Origin of the sequence: Vagococcus acidifermentans, from assembly GCF_003987655.1 — a bacterium.
Classification (GTDB): Bacteria; Bacillota; Bacilli; order Lactobacillales; family Vagococcaceae; genus Vagococcus_B; species Vagococcus_B acidifermentans.
The window spans coordinates 1-21,668 of record NZ_NGKC01000010.1; the positions used below are offsets into that span (position 1 = coordinate 1).

18 protein-coding genes and 1 tRNA gene are annotated in these 21,668 nt (G+C 42.3%); 9 read left to right on the forward strand and 10 right to left on the reverse strand.

Features of this window, described 5'->3' with window-relative positions:
* Together CBF27_RS09205 and CBF27_RS09210 are read right to left on the reverse strand one after the other, a co-directional pair.
* Positions 1 to 388 (reverse strand): transposase (locus CBF27_RS09205; RefSeq protein WP_211334624.1); only part of this gene is annotated, 388 nt, incomplete at its 3' end.
* A gap of 322 nt (positions 389 to 710) precedes the next feature.
* The gene (locus tag CBF27_RS09210; protein ID WP_126814008.1) at positions 711 to 1,580 is read right to left on the reverse strand and encodes an AraC family transcriptional regulator; all 870 of its coding nucleotides are present in this window, start codon (positions 1,578 to 1,580) and stop codon (positions 711 to 713) included.
* Positions 1,581 to 2,294: 714 nt separating this feature from the next.
* On the opposite strand from CBF27_RS09210, the gene CBF27_RS09215 reads away from it, so the two are divergent.
* Complete coding sequence (locus CBF27_RS09215) at positions 2,295 to 6,626, forward strand: Cna B-type domain-containing protein (RefSeq protein WP_170175071.1); 4,332 nt, start codon at positions 2,295 to 2,297, stop codon at positions 6,624 to 6,626.
* A gap of 124 nt (positions 6,627 to 6,750) precedes the next feature.
* On the opposite strand, the gene CBF27_RS09220 is transcribed toward CBF27_RS09215, so the two are convergent.
* The 3 genes from CBF27_RS09220 to clpP all read right to left on the reverse strand — a co-directional run bounded on the left by CBF27_RS09220 (position 6,751) and on the right by clpP (position 8,867).
* Positions 6,751 to 7,269: a nitroreductase gene (locus CBF27_RS09220; RefSeq protein ID WP_126814010.1), complete on the reverse strand. Its 519-nt coding sequence runs from the start codon at positions 7,267 to 7,269 to the stop codon at positions 6,751 to 6,753.
* Positions 7,270 to 7,732: 463 nt separating this feature from the next.
* Positions 7,733 to 8,248, reverse strand: coding sequence for a thioredoxin domain-containing protein (locus tag CBF27_RS09225; protein ID WP_126814011.1), 516 nt, complete (start codon positions 8,246 to 8,248; stop codon positions 7,733 to 7,735).
* A gap of 25 nt (positions 8,249 to 8,273) precedes the next feature.
* Positions 8,274 to 8,867, reverse strand: a complete 594-nt coding sequence (gene clpP / locus CBF27_RS09230; RefSeq protein WP_126814012.1) for an ATP-dependent Clp endopeptidase proteolytic subunit ClpP — start codon at positions 8,865 to 8,867, stop codon at positions 8,274 to 8,276.
* A 177-nt stretch (positions 8,868 to 9,044) separates the two neighbouring features.
* Between clpP and CBF27_RS09235 the strand changes: the two genes are divergently transcribed.
* The gene (locus tag CBF27_RS09235; protein WP_126814013.1) at positions 9,045 to 9,521 is read left to right on the forward strand and encodes a hypothetical protein; all 477 of its coding nucleotides are present in this window, start codon (positions 9,045 to 9,047) and stop codon (positions 9,519 to 9,521) included.
* Positions 9,522 to 9,574: 53 nt separating this feature from the next.
* Here the strand turns inward: CBF27_RS09235 and CBF27_RS09240 are convergent, their stop codons facing one another.
* From CBF27_RS09240 to CBF27_RS09255, 4 genes are all read right to left on the reverse strand, one after another.
* Positions 9,575 to 10,150, reverse strand: a complete 576-nt coding sequence (locus CBF27_RS09240) for a TMEM175 family protein (protein WP_126814014.1) — start codon at positions 10,148 to 10,150, stop codon at positions 9,575 to 9,577.
* A gap of 219 nt (positions 10,151 to 10,369) precedes the next feature.
* Entirely contained in the window at positions 10,370 to 10,750 is a 381-nt protein-coding gene (locus CBF27_RS09245; protein ID WP_126814015.1) for a YxeA family protein, read from the reverse strand.
* A gap of 151 nt (positions 10,751 to 10,901) precedes the next feature.
* Positions 10,902 to 11,276 carry a hypothetical protein gene (locus tag CBF27_RS09250; protein ID WP_126814016.1) on the reverse strand — a complete coding sequence of 125 codons (375 nt, stop codon included), beginning with the start codon at positions 11,274 to 11,276 and terminating at the stop codon, positions 10,902 to 10,904.
* A gap of 370 nt (positions 11,277 to 11,646) precedes the next feature.
* A tRNA-Arg gene (locus CBF27_RS09255) sits at positions 11,647 to 11,718 on the reverse strand.
* Positions 11,719 to 11,792: 74 nt separating this feature from the next.
* Here CBF27_RS09255 and rpoN point away from each other — a divergent pair.
* The 7 genes from rpoN (at position 11,793) to eno (ending at position 20,397) form a co-directional block, all read left to right on the forward strand.
* On the forward strand, positions 11,793 to 13,124 hold the full coding sequence (gene rpoN, locus CBF27_RS09260) for an RNA polymerase factor sigma-54 (RefSeq protein ID WP_126814017.1): 1,332 nt from the start codon (positions 11,793 to 11,795) through the stop codon (positions 13,122 to 13,124).
* 191 nt (positions 13,125 to 13,315) lie between these two features.
* Positions 13,316 to 14,353, forward strand: coding sequence for a sugar-binding transcriptional regulator (locus CBF27_RS09265; protein WP_126814018.1), 1,038 nt, complete (start codon positions 13,316 to 13,318; stop codon positions 14,351 to 14,353).
* A 41-nt stretch (positions 14,354 to 14,394) separates the two neighbouring features.
* Entirely contained in the window at positions 14,395 to 15,393 is a 999-nt protein-coding gene (gene gap, locus CBF27_RS09270) for a type I glyceraldehyde-3-phosphate dehydrogenase (protein ID WP_126814019.1), read from the forward strand.
* A gap of 105 nt (positions 15,394 to 15,498) precedes the next feature.
* Positions 15,499 to 16,686, forward strand: a complete 1,188-nt coding sequence (locus CBF27_RS09275) for a phosphoglycerate kinase (RefSeq protein WP_126814020.1) — start codon at positions 15,499 to 15,501, stop codon at positions 16,684 to 16,686.
* A gap of 20 nt (positions 16,687 to 16,706) precedes the next feature.
* Entirely contained in the window at positions 16,707 to 17,462 is a 756-nt protein-coding gene (gene tpiA / locus CBF27_RS09280) for a triose-phosphate isomerase (protein WP_126814021.1), read from the forward strand.
* A gap of 1 nt (position 17,463) precedes the next feature.
* The gene (gene gpmI / locus CBF27_RS09285; protein WP_126814022.1) at positions 17,464 to 18,990 is read left to right on the forward strand and encodes a 2,3-bisphosphoglycerate-independent phosphoglycerate mutase; all 1,527 of its coding nucleotides are present in this window, start codon (positions 17,464 to 17,466) and stop codon (positions 18,988 to 18,990) included.
* 108 nt (positions 18,991 to 19,098) lie between these two features.
* Complete coding sequence (gene eno / locus CBF27_RS09290; protein ID WP_126814023.1) at positions 19,099 to 20,397, forward strand: phosphopyruvate hydratase; 1,299 nt, start codon at positions 19,099 to 19,101, stop codon at positions 20,395 to 20,397.
* 549 nt (positions 20,398 to 20,946) lie between these two features.
* Here eno and CBF27_RS09295 read toward each other — a convergent pair.
* Positions 20,947 to 21,471 carry a TetR/AcrR family transcriptional regulator C-terminal domain-containing protein gene (locus CBF27_RS09295; RefSeq protein WP_126814024.1) on the reverse strand — a complete coding sequence of 175 codons (525 nt, stop codon included), beginning with the start codon at positions 21,469 to 21,471 and terminating at the stop codon, positions 20,947 to 20,949.
* Positions 21,472 to 21,668: the final 197 nt, after the last annotated feature.

Here is a 21,668-nt window from a genome sequence, read left to right on the forward strand (position 1 = left end):
TCCCACAGAGTTCTTCAACAATTTTAGAAACTTTACGAGTAGAAACACCCGAAACGTACATCTCAAGCATGGCAGCAAGCAGCGCTTTTTCATTTCGCTGATAACGCTCAAATACTGATGGTGAAAATCCGCCATCACGTGTTCTAGGTACTTTTAATTCAAGTGTTCCGACACGGGTCGTAAACTCTCGCTCATAGTAGCCATTTCGTTGGCTTTGACGTTTTTCTGATCGTTCGTAGTCCTCAGCTTGAATGTATTCCGTTCGTTGGCTTTCCATTAACTGGTTGAATACGGTAGTCAAAATGTTTTTAGACACCTCATCTTTTACTGAATGGTCAATCATTCTTTGAACCTCTTCGCTTTTCAGAGTAAAATGTACTTGGGTCATGTAAAGTCCTCCTAGGTATGTTTTTGTGGTTAAAAACATTGTACCGTAAAAGGGCTGTTACATGGCCTTTTATCTTTTACACAATTATATGGACTTTATCATAAACATATTGTTTTTCTAGTCTGGTATTAATTCCGAGCGGGTATTATAAATGGTAATAGAGGGCAGTTAGAAGGAAGTACTGTTGTGATACTGCTTGTTTTGTCATTGATGCTATCAAAGATAAGACGTGAGAATGAGTTTTTAGAAAATGTAGGGACCCTCAAAATTAGATTTTTTGGTCTAACTTTTGAGGGTCCCTACATTTTTTCAGTTCTACTTTCTAGCGAACCATTTTCTCTCTGACAGCAATCCAGATTTCACTATACTTAATAGTAGAATCGTCGTCGTATTTTGTAAATGATATTTCAGGTGCTTCGACTAATTCATATCTTGAAGCGGGCAACCATTCTGAAAATATTCTCGCCCATGTTTTTTGTAACTCACTGGGAAATTCCCCTGTTACTGGGAAGATGGCCCACAAATGTCTGTCAACACTAATTTGTGTCAAATCGGGACGACTGCTCTCTTTAGTTGATAAGAAACCAATCAAGTGATCTAAAGAACTTTTCTCGTCAAATCTTTGCTCGTCAAAATTGTAAGATGCATTAATAACTTGGTGAGGGTATAAATTTCCCAATTTATGCATCTCTTTTTTCTGCTCATCTGAAATGGATTGTGCGAGTTGAATGATGTCGCTGTTTTGGCCTTCAAATTGCATGGATACTCTTTTGGCGACTCCGATGAGACGAAACGGTTCTTTTTCTTCAATGTGAAACTCCATTGAAATTCCTCCTTGTATTCTAAATGAAAATTCAAGTTTAGGGAAAAATTTCTGCTTTTTGTTTTTGGATATATCAGATGGTCTGAAGCCGCTCCAGTCTTGAAAAGCTTTCGAAAATCCATCGGCTGATTGATACCGGTACTTAAATGCAACATCGATTACTTTTTCTCCTAAAAGCAAGTCTTGATTTGCCATGGACAACCGTCTGTTGCGAATATATTCATTCAGCGGCATCCCGGTAAGAAAAGAAAACATTCTTCTAAAATGATAATCTGATGTACCTGTAATCGTTTCGATAGTTTTTGCGGATATATTATCTTGCAAATGGTCTTCAATGTAATCAATGACTTGATTGAATTCAGCAAGCATAGTTTCCCCTCCCTTGTAAGTAAAGTATACGATGTTGATTATAGTCCGGCACGATATGATACAGACGGGTTATATCGGATTGTCTAATAAAATGTGATGCGTTGATTATCTGTTTATAAGATGATTATAAAAGTGCACCATAGAATCTACAAATGATATAGAGTGCTACGGTTTAATTAAATGTTCAGTTGCCATTAATTGAAGAAGAACTGCACAAAAAAATAATACTAAAATGACTAAATAGTTTAAAATATTAAGTTTTTAACATTTTATGATATTATAATGCTATAATATAGTTGAAAATGATGGTTTATTCATCTTTATTGACCTTTTATCGCATTTGTGGTTATATAGTGCTCTAACATTATTAAAAGAGCTAATTAGGTGAAAAGAGGTTGTGCATGATTCTGAGGCAAAATAGATGCTTATGAAGTCATGGTCAAATTCGTGTGAGTCATCATAAAATAGTAAATCTGTATTTGAATAATTGCTTAATAAAGACACTCGTTCTGCAACTCGGTATTTTGTCCGTCGCAAACAGAGTGTTTTTTGTCATTTTTCGTTGTAAGTACCCCAACTGTTGTCAGTCATCTGAGGATGCTATTTTGAAAATCGGGTTGTTTTGTCAGCTGCTGACGCATTGAAATGTATCTGCACAACTCATTTCAGTATTTGTTCTATGATGTTTCAAGAAGAGGGGGAGGGTATAATAAAATGGCTATCAAAAACGGATTTAGGGTGTTAAGTAGGGTCGTTGCCAGTCTGCTTATGCTCGGTGTTATGGTCACTAGTTTATTGATACCAGAAAAAAATGTTAATGCTGCTTCAGACATTTCAGGATTGATTACACAAGAAAAAAATGATTTTTATGTCATTCACAACGGCAAAGAGGAACCAGTTGTTATTGATGGCGTGGAACAAGTCCCACGTCCTGATTTCACTGTAGGAGATGAGGTGAAATTTATATACCGTTATCGGATAGATGATTTATCTAGCGTGAATGATGGTGACTACTTTGACGTTACTTTGCCAAATCAAGAGTATATTCATATTCCGGATTCTTCCTTGTTGAATATTTTAGATAATTCGACAGGCGATATATTGGGAACATGGCAGATAAAAAACGGAAAAATACACGCTGTACTTAATGAAAAGGCCGCTTTAAGCGACTCCGCCGAAAATGGGTATTTTATGTTTAAAGGAAACTTACTAAAAGAGGGAACAGGCATAGAAATTGAAGTGGACGGCAATCTAACCATAGAGATAGACATTGAGCCGGACCCGAACGACAAACCTGATGACCCGGAGCAGCCGGTAGATATTCCGGAACTTCCAGAGCGCTTTGATGATTTTTATAAAGAAGGTAAACAATTCTCAAATCAAAATGTCATCCACTGGAACACATCGTTCAACTTAGATGAACTGCGGAATATGTTTAACGGCGACCCGATACAGACGAAACAAAAAATGATGTTCATAGATGAACTGGCGCCTCAAACATTTTTGGCTGGTATACCGGCTATTAACGTTCCGGTTTATGTACCGACTCGGGATGGGAAACTAGGCGATTTGGCGCATAAGACGATTGATTTAGTCGAAAAAAATCTGGCCGTTGAAATGACGCCGCAAAAAGATGAAGGTTTTGATCAATTTTATGAACGGATGGAAACAAGCGGTAAAGTGGCTTACGGTATACATGACAACACATTACTGATTAGTTTTGGTACAGTTCCGGGTAATGGTATCACTTACTACGATTTATTTGGCGGCCAAGCAGGATTCGAAGCTTATGTTGATAGTTTGGTCACGGATAAAGTGATTGACCAGAAACAAGCTGAGAAGATGAAAGAAGTCTATAGTCCAAGCGGACCGTCAAATGGGAACATTGTGGGATTAGGTGTCTCATTTGATGTAGATGTTAGAGGAGTATCAGGGGAATATGTCAATAAGGCGAAGCTGAAATGGGTCGAGGGTAATGACGAGACAAACGAAGTCATTGTTGAGTTTTTTGACGTACACGGCGGATTAGAAATTGTCAAAACTGGATGTGTTCTCATCAAAAAAATTGATGGAGATACGAAAGAAAAACTTTCAGACGTTACTTTCAAATTGCAGAAAAAAGACGATAAAGGCGAATATCTGGATTACACTCCGAAAGACGGCGTCAATGAAAGAAAGACTGACAGCAACGGTGAAGTCATGTTCACTCGCTTAGACAATGGCGAATATCGAATTGTAGAAGTTTCAGTGCCAGAAGGTTATTCTGATGAAAAAATTGTGATTCGTCCTAACGATGGTTACTTTACAATCAATAACGAAACAGACAAAGAAGGATTTACTTTTGATGTCAGTAATTACAAACAGCCGACAAGCCGAACAGTGAAAAAAGTCTGGGTGGACGGTGACAACCAGGATGGCCTGCGTCCGGAGAGCATTCAAGTGCAGCTGCATAAAAATGATGCGCCTTACGGCAAAGCAGTGACACTGAATGAAGCGAATAACTGGAGCCATACTTGGAGCGACTTGCCGGAGAAAGAGAACGGCAAGGACATCGTTTACACGGTCAAAGAAACGGGCGGCGTCACAGGCTATACTACCAGCACGGCAGTGACCGGTCAGATAGTGACCTTGACCAACACGCACACGCCGGAAGTGGTGCAAATCAAAGGGAAGAAAACGTGGCATGACGACAACAACAATGACGGCAAACGGCCGGACAAAATCATAGTCAACTTGTTGGCTGACGGTCAGGTCATCGACAGTCAAGAAGTGACTGAGGCCGATAACTGGTCTTACACATTTAAGGACTTGGCAAAATATGCCAATGGCAAAGGCATCACGTATACTGTGACAGAAAATGCTGTTGCGGACTATACCACCGAGATCAACGGGTATGACATCACAAACAGATACACGCCTAAGAAAACCAGCCGGTCTGTGCAGAAAGTCTGGGTGGACGGTGACAACCAGGATGGCCTGCGTCCGGAGAGCATTCAAGTGCAGCTGCATAAAAATGATGCGCCTTACGGCAAAGCAGTGACACTGAATGAAGCAAACAACTGGAGCCATACTTGGAGCGATTTGCCGGAGAAAGAGAACGGCAAGGACATCGTTTACACGGTCAAAGAAACGGGCGACGTCACAGGCTATACTACCAGCACGGCAGTGACCGGTCAGATAGTGACCTTGACCAACACGCACACGCCGGAAGTGGTGCAAATCAAAGGGAAGAAAACATGGCATGACGACAACAACAATGACGGCAAACGGCCAGACAAAATCATAGTCAATTTGTTGGCTGACGGTCAGGTCATCGACAGTCAAGAAGTGACTGCGGCCGATAACTGGTCTTACACATTTAAGGACTTGGCAAAATATGCCAACGGCAAAGGCATCACGTATACTGTGACAGAAGAAGCCGTCCTGGGTTATTCTACAGAAGTCAGCGGGTATGACATCATGAATACATACACGCCTAAGAAAACCAGCCGGTCTGTGCAGAAAGTCTGGGTGGACGGTGACAACCAGGATGGCCTGCGTCCGGAGAGCATTCAAGTGCAGCTGCATAAAAATGATGTGCCTTACGGCAAAGCAGTGACACTGGATGAAGCAAATAACTGGAGCCATACTTGGAGCGACTTGCCGGAGAAAGAGAACGGCAAGGACATCGTTTACACGGTCAAAGAAACGGGCGACGTCACAGGCTATACTACCAGCACGGCAGTGACCGGTCAGATAGTGACCTTGACCAACACGCACACGCCGGAAGTGGTGCAAATCAAAGGGAAGAAAACATGGCATGACGACAACAACAATGCCGGCAAACGGCCGGACAAAATCCTAGTCAACTTGTTGGCTGACGGACAGGTCATCGACAGTCAAGAAGTGACTGAGGCCGACAACTGGTCTTACACATTTAAGGACTTGGCGAAATATGCCGGGGGCAAAGGCATCACGTATACAGTGACAGAAGAAGCCGTCCCGGGTTATTCTACAGAAGTCAGCGGGTATGACATCATGAACACATACACGCCTAAGAAAACCAACCGGTCTGTGCAGAAAGTCTGGGTGGACGGTGACAACCAAGATGGCCTGCGTCCGGAGAGCATTCAAGTGCAGCTGCATAAAAATGATGCGCCTTACGGCAAAGCAGTGACACTGAATGAAGCAAATAACTGGAGCCATACTTGGAGCGACTTGCCGGAGAAAGAGAACGGCAAGGACATCGTTTACACGGTCAAAGAAACGGACGGCGTCACAGGCTATACTACCAGCACGGCAGTGACCGGTCAGATAGTGACCTTGACCAACACGCACACGCCGGAAGTGGTGCAAATCAAAGGGAAGAAAACGTGGCATGACGACAACAACACTGACGGCAAACGGCCGGACAAAATCCTAGTCAACTTGTTGGCTGACGGTCAGGTCATCGACAGTCAAGAAGTGACTGAGGCCGACAACTGGTCTTACACATTTAAGGACTTGGCGAAATATGCCAATGGCAAACATATCACGTATACTGTGACAGAAAATGCTGTTGCGGACTATACCACTGAGATCGACGGGTATGACATCACAAACACATATGCACCTAAGAAAACTAGCGTCCGTGTTACCAAGTTTTGGAATGATGAAAAAGACTTAATTAAACTGCGTCCGGAAATGGTCAAAGTGCAGCTATTAGCCGATGGGAAAGAACAGGGCAAAGAAATCATTCTCAATCAGGAAAATAACTGGACTTACTGCTGGGAAAATGTGGCACTCGTAAATCAACAAGGGGAAGAAATCTCTTATACAGTCCAAGAGAAAGATGTTCCAATTGGTTACATTCAACGTGTTGATGATAACGATAAAGGAAATATCATTCTTTGTAATACAGTGATAAAGAAAAAAGCAGGAGATTTACCTTCAACACCATCTCAAGCAGGCAAGATTTTGCCAAAATCCGGTGAGAAAAACAATGGAGTCGCAAAGTTTATTGGTCTGTTGATTGTCGGTATAGGTTTACTGATTTACATTTTTAGAAACAAGAAAGTGCGTGAGTAAGACATACGAAAGCCGTTGATACATCTCAACGGCTTTTTGCTGATTAAAAATCAGTTTTAAAGCAGAAAACCACGCGTGTTATGCGTGGTTAAAACAGTTTTTGGTTGTCGTCTGCTGTCTGATTTTAATCGATGTGATATACCCAATTTTCTTTTCGCTCCGGCATTTCAGGGTAGTCGCCATCTACGTAGCCCAGCACACAGTGGCCTATTCCTTCATAATCGCCATCTATGCCGAGTGATTTGAGTATGTCGAGTCCTTCTTTACGCTCAAATTCTTCTTTTGCTCGGTGAACCCAGCAGCTTCCGATACCGAGGTGATGGGCAGCAAGCATCAGATTGCCCATTACCAAACTACCGTCATAGACACGATTGCGGCAAGTTTTATCTGCTAATACAATCAAGACCACAGGCGCTCCGTAGAAAGGATCGTCTTCGGTTCCCATGATTTCAGCGTTTATTTTGGAAAGTTTGTCACGCAAGCCTTTGTTGGTTACGGCAATAATAATCGGCGACTGTGTGTTTCTTGCTGTGGGAGCATAAGTGCCAGCTGTGATAATCTTGTCAAGTATTTCTTTTGGAATCATGTCGGATTTGAAGCGTCTGATACTTCTTCGTGTTTGTATGGTTTGTAGTATGTCCATTGTGATATTGGCCTCCTTATTAACATAGTTTTGTATATATGCAATACAATGCGACACATAGTGATGAACTGAGCAGCTGCTGTTTTGAGGCGATATGAATACTGAACGATTTATAGTTATCTTTAATATCATGATAGCATATTGTGAATCTTTTTTCAGTTCCCGGGCGAGCTGAGCAACGGCTGCACCGCATTTGGTTTATGTAAGCATAAAATTACCAGCCGGAAATTTCCGGATATACCTGAATCAGCGGGTCATTTGCAACCAATAATGTGTGACGGTATCGTTCATTACAAGCGGGATATCAATGTCCAGCTGTCTGTATCGCGCAATCCATTTCCGCATGGCTATGTCTTCTTTTGAAAAATTAATGTAAATTTTATGTATCGTCTAAAAACATATCAAACTAAAATACTCCCCCTCCACTCAGTTTATCTGACTGAATGGAGGGGGAGTATCCATATTAGCGTCCTTCAAGCAAAGCAATAAGCTCCGCTGCAGAAATTTTTTGATCGAATACGTGGCCGTTGATGACCATCGTCGGTATAAAACGAATACCCGCAGCATCCGCTTCATCAATGACTGACTGTGCTGTCTGTTCATAATCTTGTAGAGTCAAATGCAGTTCAGTTTCGGCAAATTTGGCAATGTCATCAAGTGTCTGCAAAGTTCCCCACTGATTCTGTGTGTCAAAAATGGCATCAATGGCAGACAGAGCAGCGTCCGGTTCTTTAGGTACATGATGATGCATGACATTTCCGGGCCGCAGACTTTCTTTTTCTTTATCAAACAATTTGATAATGCGCTGAAGCTTATGCTCAGCTACGTACTGATTTAATAGGTCATTGCGTTCATCCCACCACTGTTTGCAGAAAGGACAGCGCAAGTTCGTAAATTCAATGATTTTAACCGGGGCATCGGCTTGACCGATAATGATGCCGGTTGTTGTGTTTGTCAGTTCGGGTTTGATTTCATTCATAATTAGTCGGCTCCGTCACTGCACTTTATTTTAGTGACGCGCTATTTTCCATGACTTCATCAATCAAGCCATATTCTTTGGCTTCTTCTGCAGACATAAAATTATCGCGGTCAGTATCTTTTTCAATGACTTCAATCGGTTGTCCCGTCCGTTCTGATAAAATCCGATTCAAACGGTCGCGTGTGTTCAAAATGTGGCGCGCGGCAATTTCGATTTCAGTTGCTTGTCCTTGCGCACCGCCAAGCGGCTGGTGAATCATGATTTCGGCGTTTGGTAAAGCGTAGCGTTTGCCTTTGGTACCGGCAGCCAGCAAGAAGCTCCCCATGGAAGCCGCCATGCCCAGCACAATAGTCTGCACGTCCGCTTTGACAAAATTCATCGTATCAAAAATCGCCAGACCGGCTGACACGCTGCCGCCCGGAGAGTTGATGTAGATGAAGATATCTTTTTCAGAATCTTGCGCATCTAAAAACAGCAGCTGAGCGATAACCGAATTTGCGACATTATCGTCGATCGGGCCGCTAAGCATGATGATACGGTCTTTTAATAATCTGGAGTAAATATCATACGCACGTTCGCCGCGAGACGATTGTTCGATGACTGTTGGTATTAGATTCATTGTAATTCCTCCTGTTAGTTCAGTGATTAAATCAACAACTATTTTAACACTTATTGATTCGTCTATCTAGACAAAAGTGTACCCTATTGGTCAATAAAGGTCAAATTATTTGATTTGAATTATTTCCGAAATTTCTATATACTGAATTTATCTAAAAACGGCGAAAGAGGAGTTCCTATGATTGAGATATTCAGCGTGTGTATCGGTGCTCTTATTGCGATGGTTGCCACATCGATAAACAATAAGTTTATACTGAGCAGGGAAGAAAAACATGAGAAGATTCGGGAAAAAATGAAAGAGATTGACACACTGATTTTATTGAATAAAAAAATTAATGAGATATTGGTCAAACGAGACCTGAATCTTGATTTTTATCAAAGCTTTGACAGTTTCGACGATGTCTATATCACAATCGACGACTACGTCTACCTCCAGTCTTTTTGTGCGCAAAACCATTTTTATTTACCCAGTTTTCTAGTGGAAGAATTTTTTAAAGAATTCAATCACCGGCAGGCAATTTACAATCCGGATGATGTGATTCGCCTTGGCGGACACACATACAAAGGGGCAAAAATGGTTCTTGAAAATTTCTCCGAACAGCTTCTAAGATGCGCAGAGGACCGCAAAGCCGAACTGCAGCAGTTGAAAAAATGATAAACGAAAACCTATCCTGCGATTAAATAGTCGGGATAGGTTTTTTGTCTGTCCTAATTTAAAAAAGACTCGATCCGCTTTTCAGGTATGATCCAAAGAAGAATCATCACGGAATTGACCCCCATTACCAAAACCGGATTGAGGAACAAACCTAAAATAAGCGCCAGAATATTCATGGCAATCGAAATCAGGGACTTATGGTAGGATGAAAAAAGCTCATTCATAGCGGCAGGCATTTTTTCTGCCCGTTTCAGTGTGCTCAAGAGAATCCAATAAGCAATGTCCGCTAATAAAATGACACAGCCATACGTCAATTGCGGAATCAGACTGAACAGATGGCTGCTGACCCATGAGGCACTGAAAGGAAAAAGTGTCAGGGAAAAGAGAAAAAAATTATTTGCCCACAGCACATTTCCGTCAACTTTTTGAACAAGTTGAAACAGATGGTGGTGATTGTTCCAATAGACAGCAATCACAATAAAACTAAAACAGTATACAATCAGTTTGTGTTCAATGCTGAATAAGGCTCGTATCGAATCACTGTCGGGCGGTGCGAGATTCAGCACAAGAATGGTGATAATGATGGCCATAACCCCATCAGTAAAAGCTGCTACACGATCTTCAGACATGATCAGCCCTCCAATTTTTTCTTTTATCATACACTAAAAAGGCATCAATGTTAAAAAAATGAGCTGTTTTTGAAAGGATTGCGTTCTTTGTACTTTCATGGCCAGAGTGTGATTTAACAGTCTGATTGCGATGACAACCCCATCTGTAAATGTCATATAATGAAGATAAACAGAAAAAAACGCTGTTTCCAAGAAACAGCGTTGCATAATGCCAGCTGGCTATTGAAGTTTGGACTGAATGGCAGCCGGCACATCATCGATTGAAATCTGCTGCTGCTCGATGACGCGGTTTTTACTGGCATTGATTCTCAAAACAGTACCTTCAGGCAGAGCGGATCCGTTTTTATAGTCGCCTGATGTGGTAATAGAGATTGTTATCTGGCGTTCTTTCCCCGCCGTATTAAAAGCCTGCAAATGATACTCATATCCTCTGCCCATCACTTCGCCGCTTTGACTCAAGATATCTTGTTCTTCAGGAAGCGGAGCTGTGACAACTGCATAGTAGTCTTCGCCGACATAGGTCGAACGATAGTACTCATACCCTTTCCATGAAATAAACCCAATAATCAAAATACCAATTACTGCTATTATTTTACGCATATAACTCATTTCCTTTATATAGACAAATTGTTGCTGATGCAACCTCTATCTACTATAAAGCCGAAATCAAAAAGAGTAATGGGACTAGAGATGTATTTTTGATTAAAAATGTCAAATCCGGTTATCATGGAAATATCATGTTGTGACGGTTTTATTCTACCGCGAAAGACACGTCATTTTTTTCATACTCACTGTCCAGACCGTCAAGTATTGACCGGTCAAAGTCCGGCACCTGTTTTACATCCGATTTGGTAATCTCACCTGCTGATGATGTCACTTTATAAACAGTTTCCTCCGTCTTAGGCGGTTCCGGCTGTATGGTAAACAGTGCATAAAAAACACCATCTTTCTTGTAAATATGAACATTCGAGTTTTCTTTTGTTAGAACGGTTTTGTCATCCGCTGACTTCAATTTAAGGTCGTAGAGAGCGTTAGCCACCTGCTCGCCGTCAGAGGCAGTGTTTTTGGTCGTACAACCGACTAGGAAAAATACAGCTGCAATTAGTATGACAAAGATTTGTTTCATCATAATCCCCCCTTTAAAAGAATTATAGCATGAGATGATTTATAGTCCGTCAAAAAACAGCTGCTGGTGTAAACAAAAACAGCACCGTAAAAAAAATCATCATGAGGATATCAGACGGTAAAAAGAAGAAACGTAAAAAAATAGTTATATTTCTTTTCAATTGTAACCATTATTTTCAAAACACGCCGGTTTTGACCGAGGCAGTGATGAACGCATGATTGCTTTTATTTCTGTTGTGCAGCTGTTTAAAATAAAAAAAAACTTGCGAAATTTCGCAAGTTGGTCAAAGTCTCTGTCTATCGTCAGCCACTCAATCTAAGGGATTGTTGCTTACAAGTCGGTAAATGTATGCTATAATCCAATAAGAAAACGCGTCCTAAGGGAATCGAACCCCTGTCTCAAGAACCGGAATCTTGTGTGATATCCACTACACTAAGGACGCATACCTGAGTTATAGTTTATCAAAGATTTCAAAAATAGCAAGAGAAAAATTTTAAGAAAGTGAGATTGAGAAGCATGAGATTCGAGCAGACTATGTCACAGAAGCAGACTCAGACGCAGAAACTAGCCATGACCCAGCAACTGCAGCAGTCGATTCAAATGCTTCAGTACAATACTGACGAATTACTGACATTTTTAGAAGCAAAATCATTGGAGAATCCTCTGATTGATGTAAAAATCGACATAGACCAGTACGACATGCCGATACGGCAATCGAAGCATACCGGCATGGAGGACGGCGAGCGTGATTACTTATCGCAAATTCCTGATACGTCGGGTTCTTTATTTGAGTATTTGATTGAGCAGATTCATTTGAACTACCGTGATACCAAATTGCGTCAATTGATGCTGTTTCTGGTGGAATTTATTGATGTGAACGGGTATTTAACCATTTCGCTGGAAGAGGCTGCCGATAAAACACAGGCCTCTTATATTGAGATGGTGGATGCGCTGACCCTGCTCCAGCAGCTGGATCCGGCCGGTGTCGGAGCCAGAAATTTACAGGAGTGCCTGATGCTGCAAACGGAGCGTGATAATGAAGCCCCGTCACTAGCGTACTTGATTTTGGAAGAAAATTTTGAGAATCTTGCGAACCGTCACTGGCAAGTTATTGAAAAAATGTATCGTATCAGTTTATCGGATATTCAGAAAATTTTTGATTACATTCAGCGGTTGTCGCCTAATCCGGGTGCGGTCTTTCATTCTGATAGAGAGTTATATGTGATACCTGATTTGATTGTTGAAGTGGACAAAGAGTCGGAATCACTCAAAGTGTTATCGACTAAACGCAGTCGGCCCCGTCTTATTTTTCAAAAAGCTTATTACGATGAACTCAAGCAAGTTCCTGATAAAGAAGTGCAGAAGTACATGAAAGAAAAGAAAGCTGATTTTGACTGGATTAAGCGCGGTCTTCAACAGCGGGGAGACACGATTTTGAATGTGGGACAGGAAATCGTGTCGCGCCAGAAAGATTTTTTCTTGAAGCCGGACCATCCGTTAAAGCCGCTGATGCTCAAGGAAGTGGCTGAACGGTTGGGGATTCATGAATCGACAGTCAGCCGCAGTGTCAACGGCAAATACCTCCAGACGAGCTTTGGTGTGTTTGAGCTCCGCTCTTTTTTTACAACCGCATTGTCACAGGCAAACGATGAAGAAACATCTGCGGCAAATATCAAACATGATATCGTCAAGATGGTGGAAAATGAGAATAAAGCCAAACCGCTGTCAGACCAAAAAATTGCACAAATGCTTGCTGACAAAGGTGTGGAGATATCACGGCGGACAGTGGCGAAATACCGCGACCAGCTTGGCATTCCGGCATCTTCGAAACGTAAAAGATATGATTGAAGAAGACCACGGAATGGAAACACAATTTCTTGTCCCTTTTACTTGAATTGTATAAAAAAAACTGTTAGAATGACAACATAAGGGTGATACAAATACCACGTATAATTTGTTTCAGCCCTTTTTTTTAAGCGTAATGGGTCGTTTTGAGTCTTTGTTGGACAATATTTGTCCTATGGAAGGGGCTACTGCCAATGAGTCGCGAAATGCAAATATTAGAACGCATAGCACCTGATATTAAAGAAGTTATTGAGGAACGATTTCAAATATTGCAGCATATATATTGGATGCAGCCAGTCGGCAGACGCACACTGGCCAGCCATATCGGCATCACAGAGCGCGTGTTGCGTACAGAAACGGATTTTTTAAAAAAACTGCAGCTGATTGATGTATCTAAAAGCGGTATGTCTTTGACTGCGGAGGGTTTGGAAGTATACCGCAGTCTCGAAGGTATGATTGGCCAAGTTCTCGGCGGCGGAAAAAAAGAGCGGCAGCTGGCAGACCTGTTAAACATCGACCATTGTCTGATTGTGTCAGGCAACAGCGATTCGGAACCGAGAGTTCTGGACAGCTTTGGGGACATGGTGACCGAAACGCTAGACAAAATTCTGCCTGCGGGGGATAATGTTATTGCGGTGATGGGCGGGACTACGATGGCTAAGGTCGCTGAACAGATGCGCCCGCTTGAAAAGTCAGACAGGCATAATTTGTTTGTCCCTGCAAGAGGCGGCATTGGCGAATCAGTCAGCATTCAGGCTAATTCAATCAGTGCCTTGATGGCTGAAAACTCCGGGGGCGATTTTCGTGCATTGTATGTGCCTGAACAGGTCAGTCCGGAAACGTATCGTCCACTACTGCAGGAACCGTCTGTTCAAAAGGTGCTGGCATTGATTGAGCAGTCGAACTGTGTCATTCACAGTATTGGCAACGCCATGAGAATGGCTGAGCGGCGCGGCATGTCACAAGAAGAACTATCAATGCTGCGGTTAAATAATGCTGTTGCTGAATCGTTTGGTTATTTCTTTGATGATCAGGGCGAAGTGGTATATAAAATTCCGCGCATCGGCTTGCAGCTGAAAGACTTGAAAAGAATACCCTACATTATTGCAGTCGCCGGCGGGAAGTCAAAGGCGGCAGCTATTCGGGCATATATCAAACATGCACCGAAACAGACGTGGCTGATTACAGATGAGGGAGCGGCAAATCAGATTTTAAAAGAGGCAACTCTTTAAAAATAAAAATTTTTTTTGATTTTCTAAAGGAGGAAATCTGCATGACAGTAAAAGTAGGTATTAATGGTTTCGGACGTATTGGACGTTTGGCATTCCGCCGTATTCAAGATGTTGAAGGTATCGAGGTTGTTGCAATCAACGACTTGACAGATGCTAAAACACTTGCACACCTTTTGAAATATGATTCAACTCAAGGACGTTTCAATGGTGACGTTGAAGTGCATGACGGCTACTTCAAAGTAAATGGTAAAGATGTCAAAGTACTGGCGAACCGTAATCCTGAAGAATTGCCATGGGGAGATTTAGGAGTAGAAATCGTACTTGAATGTACTGGCTTCTTCACTTCTAAAGAAGGCGCTGAAAAACATTTGAAGGGCGGAGCTAAACGCGTTGTTATTTCTGCACCAGGCGGAAATGACGTTCCGACAATTGTTTTCAACACTAACCATGACACTTTGACAGGTAAAGAAACAGTTATCTCTGGTGCGTCATGTACGACAAACTGCTTGGCACCAATGGCAAAAGCGTTGCATGACAAATTCGGTGTTGTTGAAGGCTTGATGACAACGATTCACGCTTACACAGGCGATCAAAACACATTGGACGCTCCTCATAAAGACTTGCGCCGTGCACGTGCAGCAGCAATCAATATTGTACCTAACACAACAGGTGCAGCCAAAGCTATCGGTTTAGTTATTCCTGAATTGAATGGCAAACTTGACGGTGCAGCTCAGCGCGTTCCTGTTGCAACTGGTTCATTAACTGAATTGGTTACTGTACTTGAAAAAGAAGTTACTGTTGATGAAATCAATGCTGCAATGAAAGAATTGTCTGACGAGTCTTACGGTTACACTGAAGACCCAATCGTATCTTCAGATATCATCGGTATGACTTACGGCTCACTATTTGATGCAACACAAACAAAAGTTATGACAGTTGGCGACAAACAATTAGTTAAGACTGTTTCATGGTATGACAATGAAATGTCATATACTGCTCAATTAGTACGTACATTAGAATACTTTGCAAAATTAGGTTAATTTGATACTACTTGCAACATGTATTCGAAAAGTAGTCATTAAGCGGGGAAGCTAACGCGCTTCCCCTTTTTTCTTTGTATTGATGTTATTTAGGGGGTTAAATTTATGGCTAAAAAAACAGTTCGTGATTTAGATTTACAAGGTCAAAAGGTTCTTGTCCGTGTTGACTTCAATGTGCCGTTGAAAGATGGTGTTATAACCAACGATAATCGGATTGTTGCGGCATTGCCGACAATCAACTACATTATTGAGCAGGGCGGCAAAGCGATTTTATTTTCTCATTTAGGACGTGTCAAAACAGAAGAAGATAAAGATGGCAAATCGTTGGCTCCAGTTGCTGAAAGATTGTCAGAGCTGTTGAAAAAACCAGTTACTTTCGTACCGGAAACACGCGGCAAAGAGTTGGAAAATGCGATTGCCAATATGAAGGACGGCGACGTGCTTGTTGTTGAAAACACACGTTTTGAAGATATTGACGGCAAAAAAGAGAGCGGGAACGATTCTGAACTTGGTAAATACTGGGCATCGCTAGGTGATGTATTTGTTAATGATGCTTTTGGAACGGCACACCGTGCGCATGCGTCAAACGTCGGAATTGCCTCCAATCTGCCATCTGCAGCCGGCTTCTTGATGGAAAAGGAAATCAAGTTTATCGGTGGTGCGGTTGATGAGCCGAAACGTCCGTTTGTGGCGATTTTAGGCGGCGCAAAAGTGTCAGATAAAATCGGTGTAATTGAAAACCTGATTAAAAAAGCTGACAAAATTTTAATCGGCGGCGGCATGACGTATACGTTTTACGCGGCAAAAGGTATCGGCATCGGCAAATCGCTTGTGGAATCCGATAAAATCGATTTGGCTAAGAGCTTGATTGAGAAAGCCGGTGACAAACTGATTTTACCGGTTGATTCTGTGTGTGCAGCAGAATTCAGCAATGACGTACCGACAGAGGTTCATGAAGGTGCTGTGCCGGAAGGGTTCATGGGTCTTGATATCGGACCGGCAACGATTGACCTGTTCACCAAAGAACTTGACGGTGCAAAAACAGTTGTCTGGAACGGACCGATGGGTGTGTTTGAAATGAGCAACTTCGCCAACGGTACAATCGGTGTTTGCGAAGCAATTGCCAACCTTGAGAACGCAACGACAGTTATCGGCGGCGGCGATTCTGCAGCAGCAGCGATTCAACTCGGCTTTGCAGATAAATTCACACATATTTCAACCGGCGGCGGAGCTTCTCTTGAATATTTGGAAGGCAAAGTGCTGCCAGGTGTTGCATCAATTTCTGATAAATAAAGAACGGGAGAGAATAGACTATGCGTAAACCAATTATTGCTGGCAACTGGAAGATGAATAAGACCGCAGCTGAAGCGAAAGCTTTTGCCGAGGCAGTCAAAGGTGCGATTCCTTCAAAAGATATCGTGGATTCTGTCGTCGGTTCGCCGGCGCTGTTCATACAAGAGCTTGTAGCTGAAGCAAAAGGCACAGAATTGCAGATTTCTGCTCAGAACTGCTACTTTGAAAATGCCGGTGCTTTCACAGGCGAAACGTCACCAGCGGCTTTAGCTGATTTAGGTGTGACGTATGTCATCATCGGACACTCGGAACGTCGCGAATACTTCCATGAAACAGATGAAGACATCAATAAAAAAGCAAAAGCGATTTTTGCCAACGGGATGACACCGATTCTTTGCTGCGGCGAGTCGCTTGAAACATATGAAGCAGGTAAAACAGCCGAGTGGATTGAAGGACAAATCACTGCCGGTTTATCTGGATTGACAGATGCGCAAGTCAGTGAATTGGTCATTGCGTATGAACCAATCTGGGCAATCGGTACCGGCAAATCTGCAGATGCCAACATTGCAGATGACATTTGCGGCGTTGTCCGTGCAACTGTTGAAAAACTTTATGGCAAAGAAGTGGCAGAAAAAGTCCGCATTCAGTACGGCGGTTCTGTCAAACCGGAAAATATTGCTGAATACTTGGCAAAAGAAAATGTTGACGGTGCTCTAGTGGGCGGCGCCAGCTTAGAACCACAATCATTCTTGGCACTTTTGGAGGCAGTAAAATAATATGAGTAAAGCACCAGTAGCGATGATTATCCTTGACGGCTTTGGCTTAAGAAATGAAGTCATGGGCAATGCAGTCGCACAAGCAAATAAACCAAATTTTGACCGTTATTGGAACGAGTTTCCCCATAGTCAGCTGAAAGCTTCCGGTCTGGATGTCGGGCTTCCCGATGGTCAGATGGGAAATTCGGAAGTTGGGCACACAAATATCGGCGCAGGCCGTATCGTTTATCAGAGTTTGACGCGGATTGACAAAGCAATTGCAGATGGCGAATTCCAGAAAAATGAAGCACTGCTGGATGCGATGAACTACGCTATCGCACATGATTCTGCGTTGCATCTGTTCGGGTTGCTATCCGACGGTGGTGTCCACAGCCATCAGAATCACCTGTATGCGCTGCTGGAAACAGCCAAAGCTAAAGGTGTGAAGAAAACCTTTGTGCACGCGTTTTTAGATGGACGGGATGTTCCTCCGACTTCTGCTGCGGGCTATATGCAGGATCTGGTCGATAAAATGGCTGAGTTGAATTATGGTGAAGTTGCCACAGTTTCCGGACGTTTCTACGCGATGGACCGTGACAAGCGCTGGGAGCGTGTAGAAAAAGCTTATCAGGCAATTGTGCAGGGAGAAGGTGTCAAAGCGGCTGACCCGGTCAAGGCTATTGAAGCATCGTATGCAGCTGGTGTGAACGATGAGTTCGTTGTCCCTGTGGTTATCGAAAAAGACGGCCAGCCTGTTGCAACTGTGTCCGACGATGATGCGGTGATTTTCTTCAATTTCCGTCCGGACCGCGCGATTCAATTGTCCAACGCATTCACGGATAAGGAATGGGAACACTTTGAGCGTTCGAATCATCCACAAAACGTCAAGTTTGTGACGATGACGCTTTATAACCCAAGCATCGTTGCAGAGATTGCGTTTCCGCCTGAGGAAATGAAAAATGTTATCGGCGAAGTGTTGTCAAATGCCGGACTTTCACAGCTGCGTATCGCAGAAACAGAAAAATATCCGCATGTGACATTCTTTATGAACGGTGGACGTAATGAGGAATTCGAAGGTGAAAACCGCATTCTGATCAATTCGCCAAAAGTTGAAACCTACGACTTGAAACCGGAAATGAGTGCTTATGAAGTGACCGATGCCTTAGTTGCTGATATTGAAGCGGATAAGCATGACGCGATTATTTTAAACTTCGCCAATCCGGACATGGTTGGACATTCCGGTATGCTGGAACCGACTATCAAAGCAATCGAAGCAGTGGATGAAAATCTGGGACGTGTCGTGGATGCCATTCTTGCCAAAGGCGGCTACGCCATCATTTTTGCCGACCACGGCAACTCGGAAACCATGACGACACCGGAAGGCAATCCGCATACAGCTCATACGACAGTACCGGTACCGGTCATCGTGACGAAAAAGAACGTTGAACTACGGACGGATGGCCGGCTGGCAGACATCGCACCGACGATGCTCGACTTGCTTGGTGTGGCAAAACCGTCTGAAATGACAGGAAGTACGCTGATCAAGTAATTTTGCCTGATTTCTTAATGGTTTTAGTTGAAAGAATTTAAAAAACATTTACAATAGAACTATGGAAGTAATTCCTTAGCTATAAAATAATCCGAAGGAGAGAATAACATGTCAATTATTACTGATATTTACGCTCGCGAAGTTTTAGACTCACGTGGAAATCCTACAGTCGAAGTAGAAGTTTATACAGAAAGTGGTGCTTTTGGCCGAGGAATGGTTCCATCAGGTGCATCAACTGGTGAGTACGAAGCAGTTGAATTGCGTGACGGAGACAAATCTCGCTACCTTGGTAAAGGTGTTGTCAAAGCCGTTGACAATGTTAACAATATTATTGCTGAAGAGCTGATTGGTTATGATGTAAGAGACCAAATGGCTATCGACAAGAAAATGATCGAGCTTGACGGTACAGCAAACAAAGGGAAACTGGGCGCTAACGCAATTCTTGGTGTTTCCATCGCTGTTGCACGTGCAGCTGCTGATTATCTGGAGATTCCTTTGTATCACTACTTAGGCGGATTCAACACAAAAGTGCTGCCAACTCCAATGATGAACATCGTTAACGGCGGTTCTCACTCTGATGCGCCAATCGCTTTCCAGGAGTTCATGATTTTGCCTGTCGGCGCACCAACATTCAAAGAAGCATTGCGTTGGGGAGCAGAAGTGTTCCACGCGTTAGCTAAAATTTTGAAATCCCGCGGTCTGGAAACTTCTGTAGGTGATGAAGGTGGTTTCGCACCACGCTTTGCCGGTACGGAAGACGGCGTTGAAACTATCCTTGAAGCAATCAAGGCTGCCGGTCTTGAGCCAGGAAAAGATGTGATGTTAGGATTTGACTGTGCTGCGTCTGAATTCTATGAAGACGGTGTATACAACTACGCTAAATTTGAAGGCGAAGCCGGCGCTAAACGCACGTCATCCGAACAAGTTGACTACTTGGAAGAGCTTGTCAACAAATACCCTATCATAACAATCGAAGATGGTATGGACGAAAACGACTGGGATGGCTGGAAAGAATTAACAGACCGTCTTGGTTCAAAAGTTCAGCTGGTTGGTGACGACTTGCTTGTAACTAACACTGAAAAATTGTCTAAAGCTATCGATATGGGTGTAAGTAACTCTATCTTGATCAAAGTAAACCAAATCGGTACACTGACTGAAACATTCGAAGCGATCGAAATGGCGAAAGAAGCTGGCTATACAGCAGTTGTTTCTCACCGTTCAGGCGAGACAGAAGATTCAACGATTGCTGATATTGCAGTGGCAACAAACGCCGGCCAAATCAAGACAGGTTCTCTGTCACGTACTGACCGTATTGCAAAATACAACCAGTTGCTGAGAATTGAAGACCAATTGGGCGAAGTGGCAGTTTACAAAGGATTGAAAGCTTTTTATAATTTGAATAAATAGTGCTTTTAAATTAGCACCAAGACCTCTTCAATGTCGATTGTTGACATTGAAGAGGTCTTTTTTTGTAGATGAACCCAATGTACGGATTTTTTTAAGTTCCATTATGTTTTTTATCAAGTTGCTGCTTTGGTAGCGTAAAATATTTTGCACCAATGGAAATCTGCATCAATTCCTTGTTCAGGCTGAGGCAACTGTTTTATAAACTATGAACATTCTGACCTTGATCATGGTAATTTTGGTGACAGAAACGGTTCGCGTTCATTTAAATCAGAGTATGAAGAACAAATGAAAGACATTAAGTTCAGGTTTACCACTTTGTTTTCAAAGTCAGCGTTATCCCGATTGACGACCGAGCCTTGATGAGCATTGTACAATGCCTGGATTGTTACGCCCACAAGCTGTTTGAAGAGTGCTGGTTGGAAGAAATTGCTGCCGTACTAGTACAGGCCGGCATGTTGTTTCGCTCAGCTCAGTGTAATATCCCACAACAGGAGTTATCAGTAAATTAAATAACGATGACATTTTTGCAATTGGCTAACTTATATGATGTTATGTGATATTAGTAAAATCAAGAATATATTGTGTCAGTGCTTCTTCAGTGATAGGGAAATCATTTTTTAACCACCAGATGACGATACCTGAAATACCACTCGTACAAAAAGTGGTTTGAAGATTCAGAGCTTCTTCTGAAACAGCTGTTTTTTCTATAGCATGTCTAACAAATTTGCCTGTGTGTTCCATAATCATTTGACTTAATTCTCGATTTGTTTGTGCCAGCAGCAAGTTTTTATATACGCACTTCTTTTCTTTGAAACGGTATAATAATTTCAACAAATTTTGTTCAATATTTTTTCCCTTCACAATTTCAAGCGCCGCTCGTTCTTGCTGCAATGTAAAAATGACTAATTCGTACTTATCGTTAAAATAAGAATAAAACGTAGAGCGGCTTATCATCGCACTTTGACAAATGTCATTGACGGTAATATCGTCAAAGCTTTGGCTTTCTAAGAGTTCTAACATTGTTTTATATAAAGTAATAGTTGTTCTGTTTATTTTCGTCTTTTTAATTTCCATATTTTGTATTTCCTTTTTTTTTGTATTTTAAGTGTACCATATCCGGACTAGTTATTCTCTTTTAATCTTGGCTTATTACATGATTGCCTCAATTTATTTCGAGACACTTTCAGTATTTTGTTCGATTTAGAACAAAATGCTTTTTTTGAAAGTTGATTGCAGCATCTTTATTTCTTACGATAAAGATAAGAAACTCA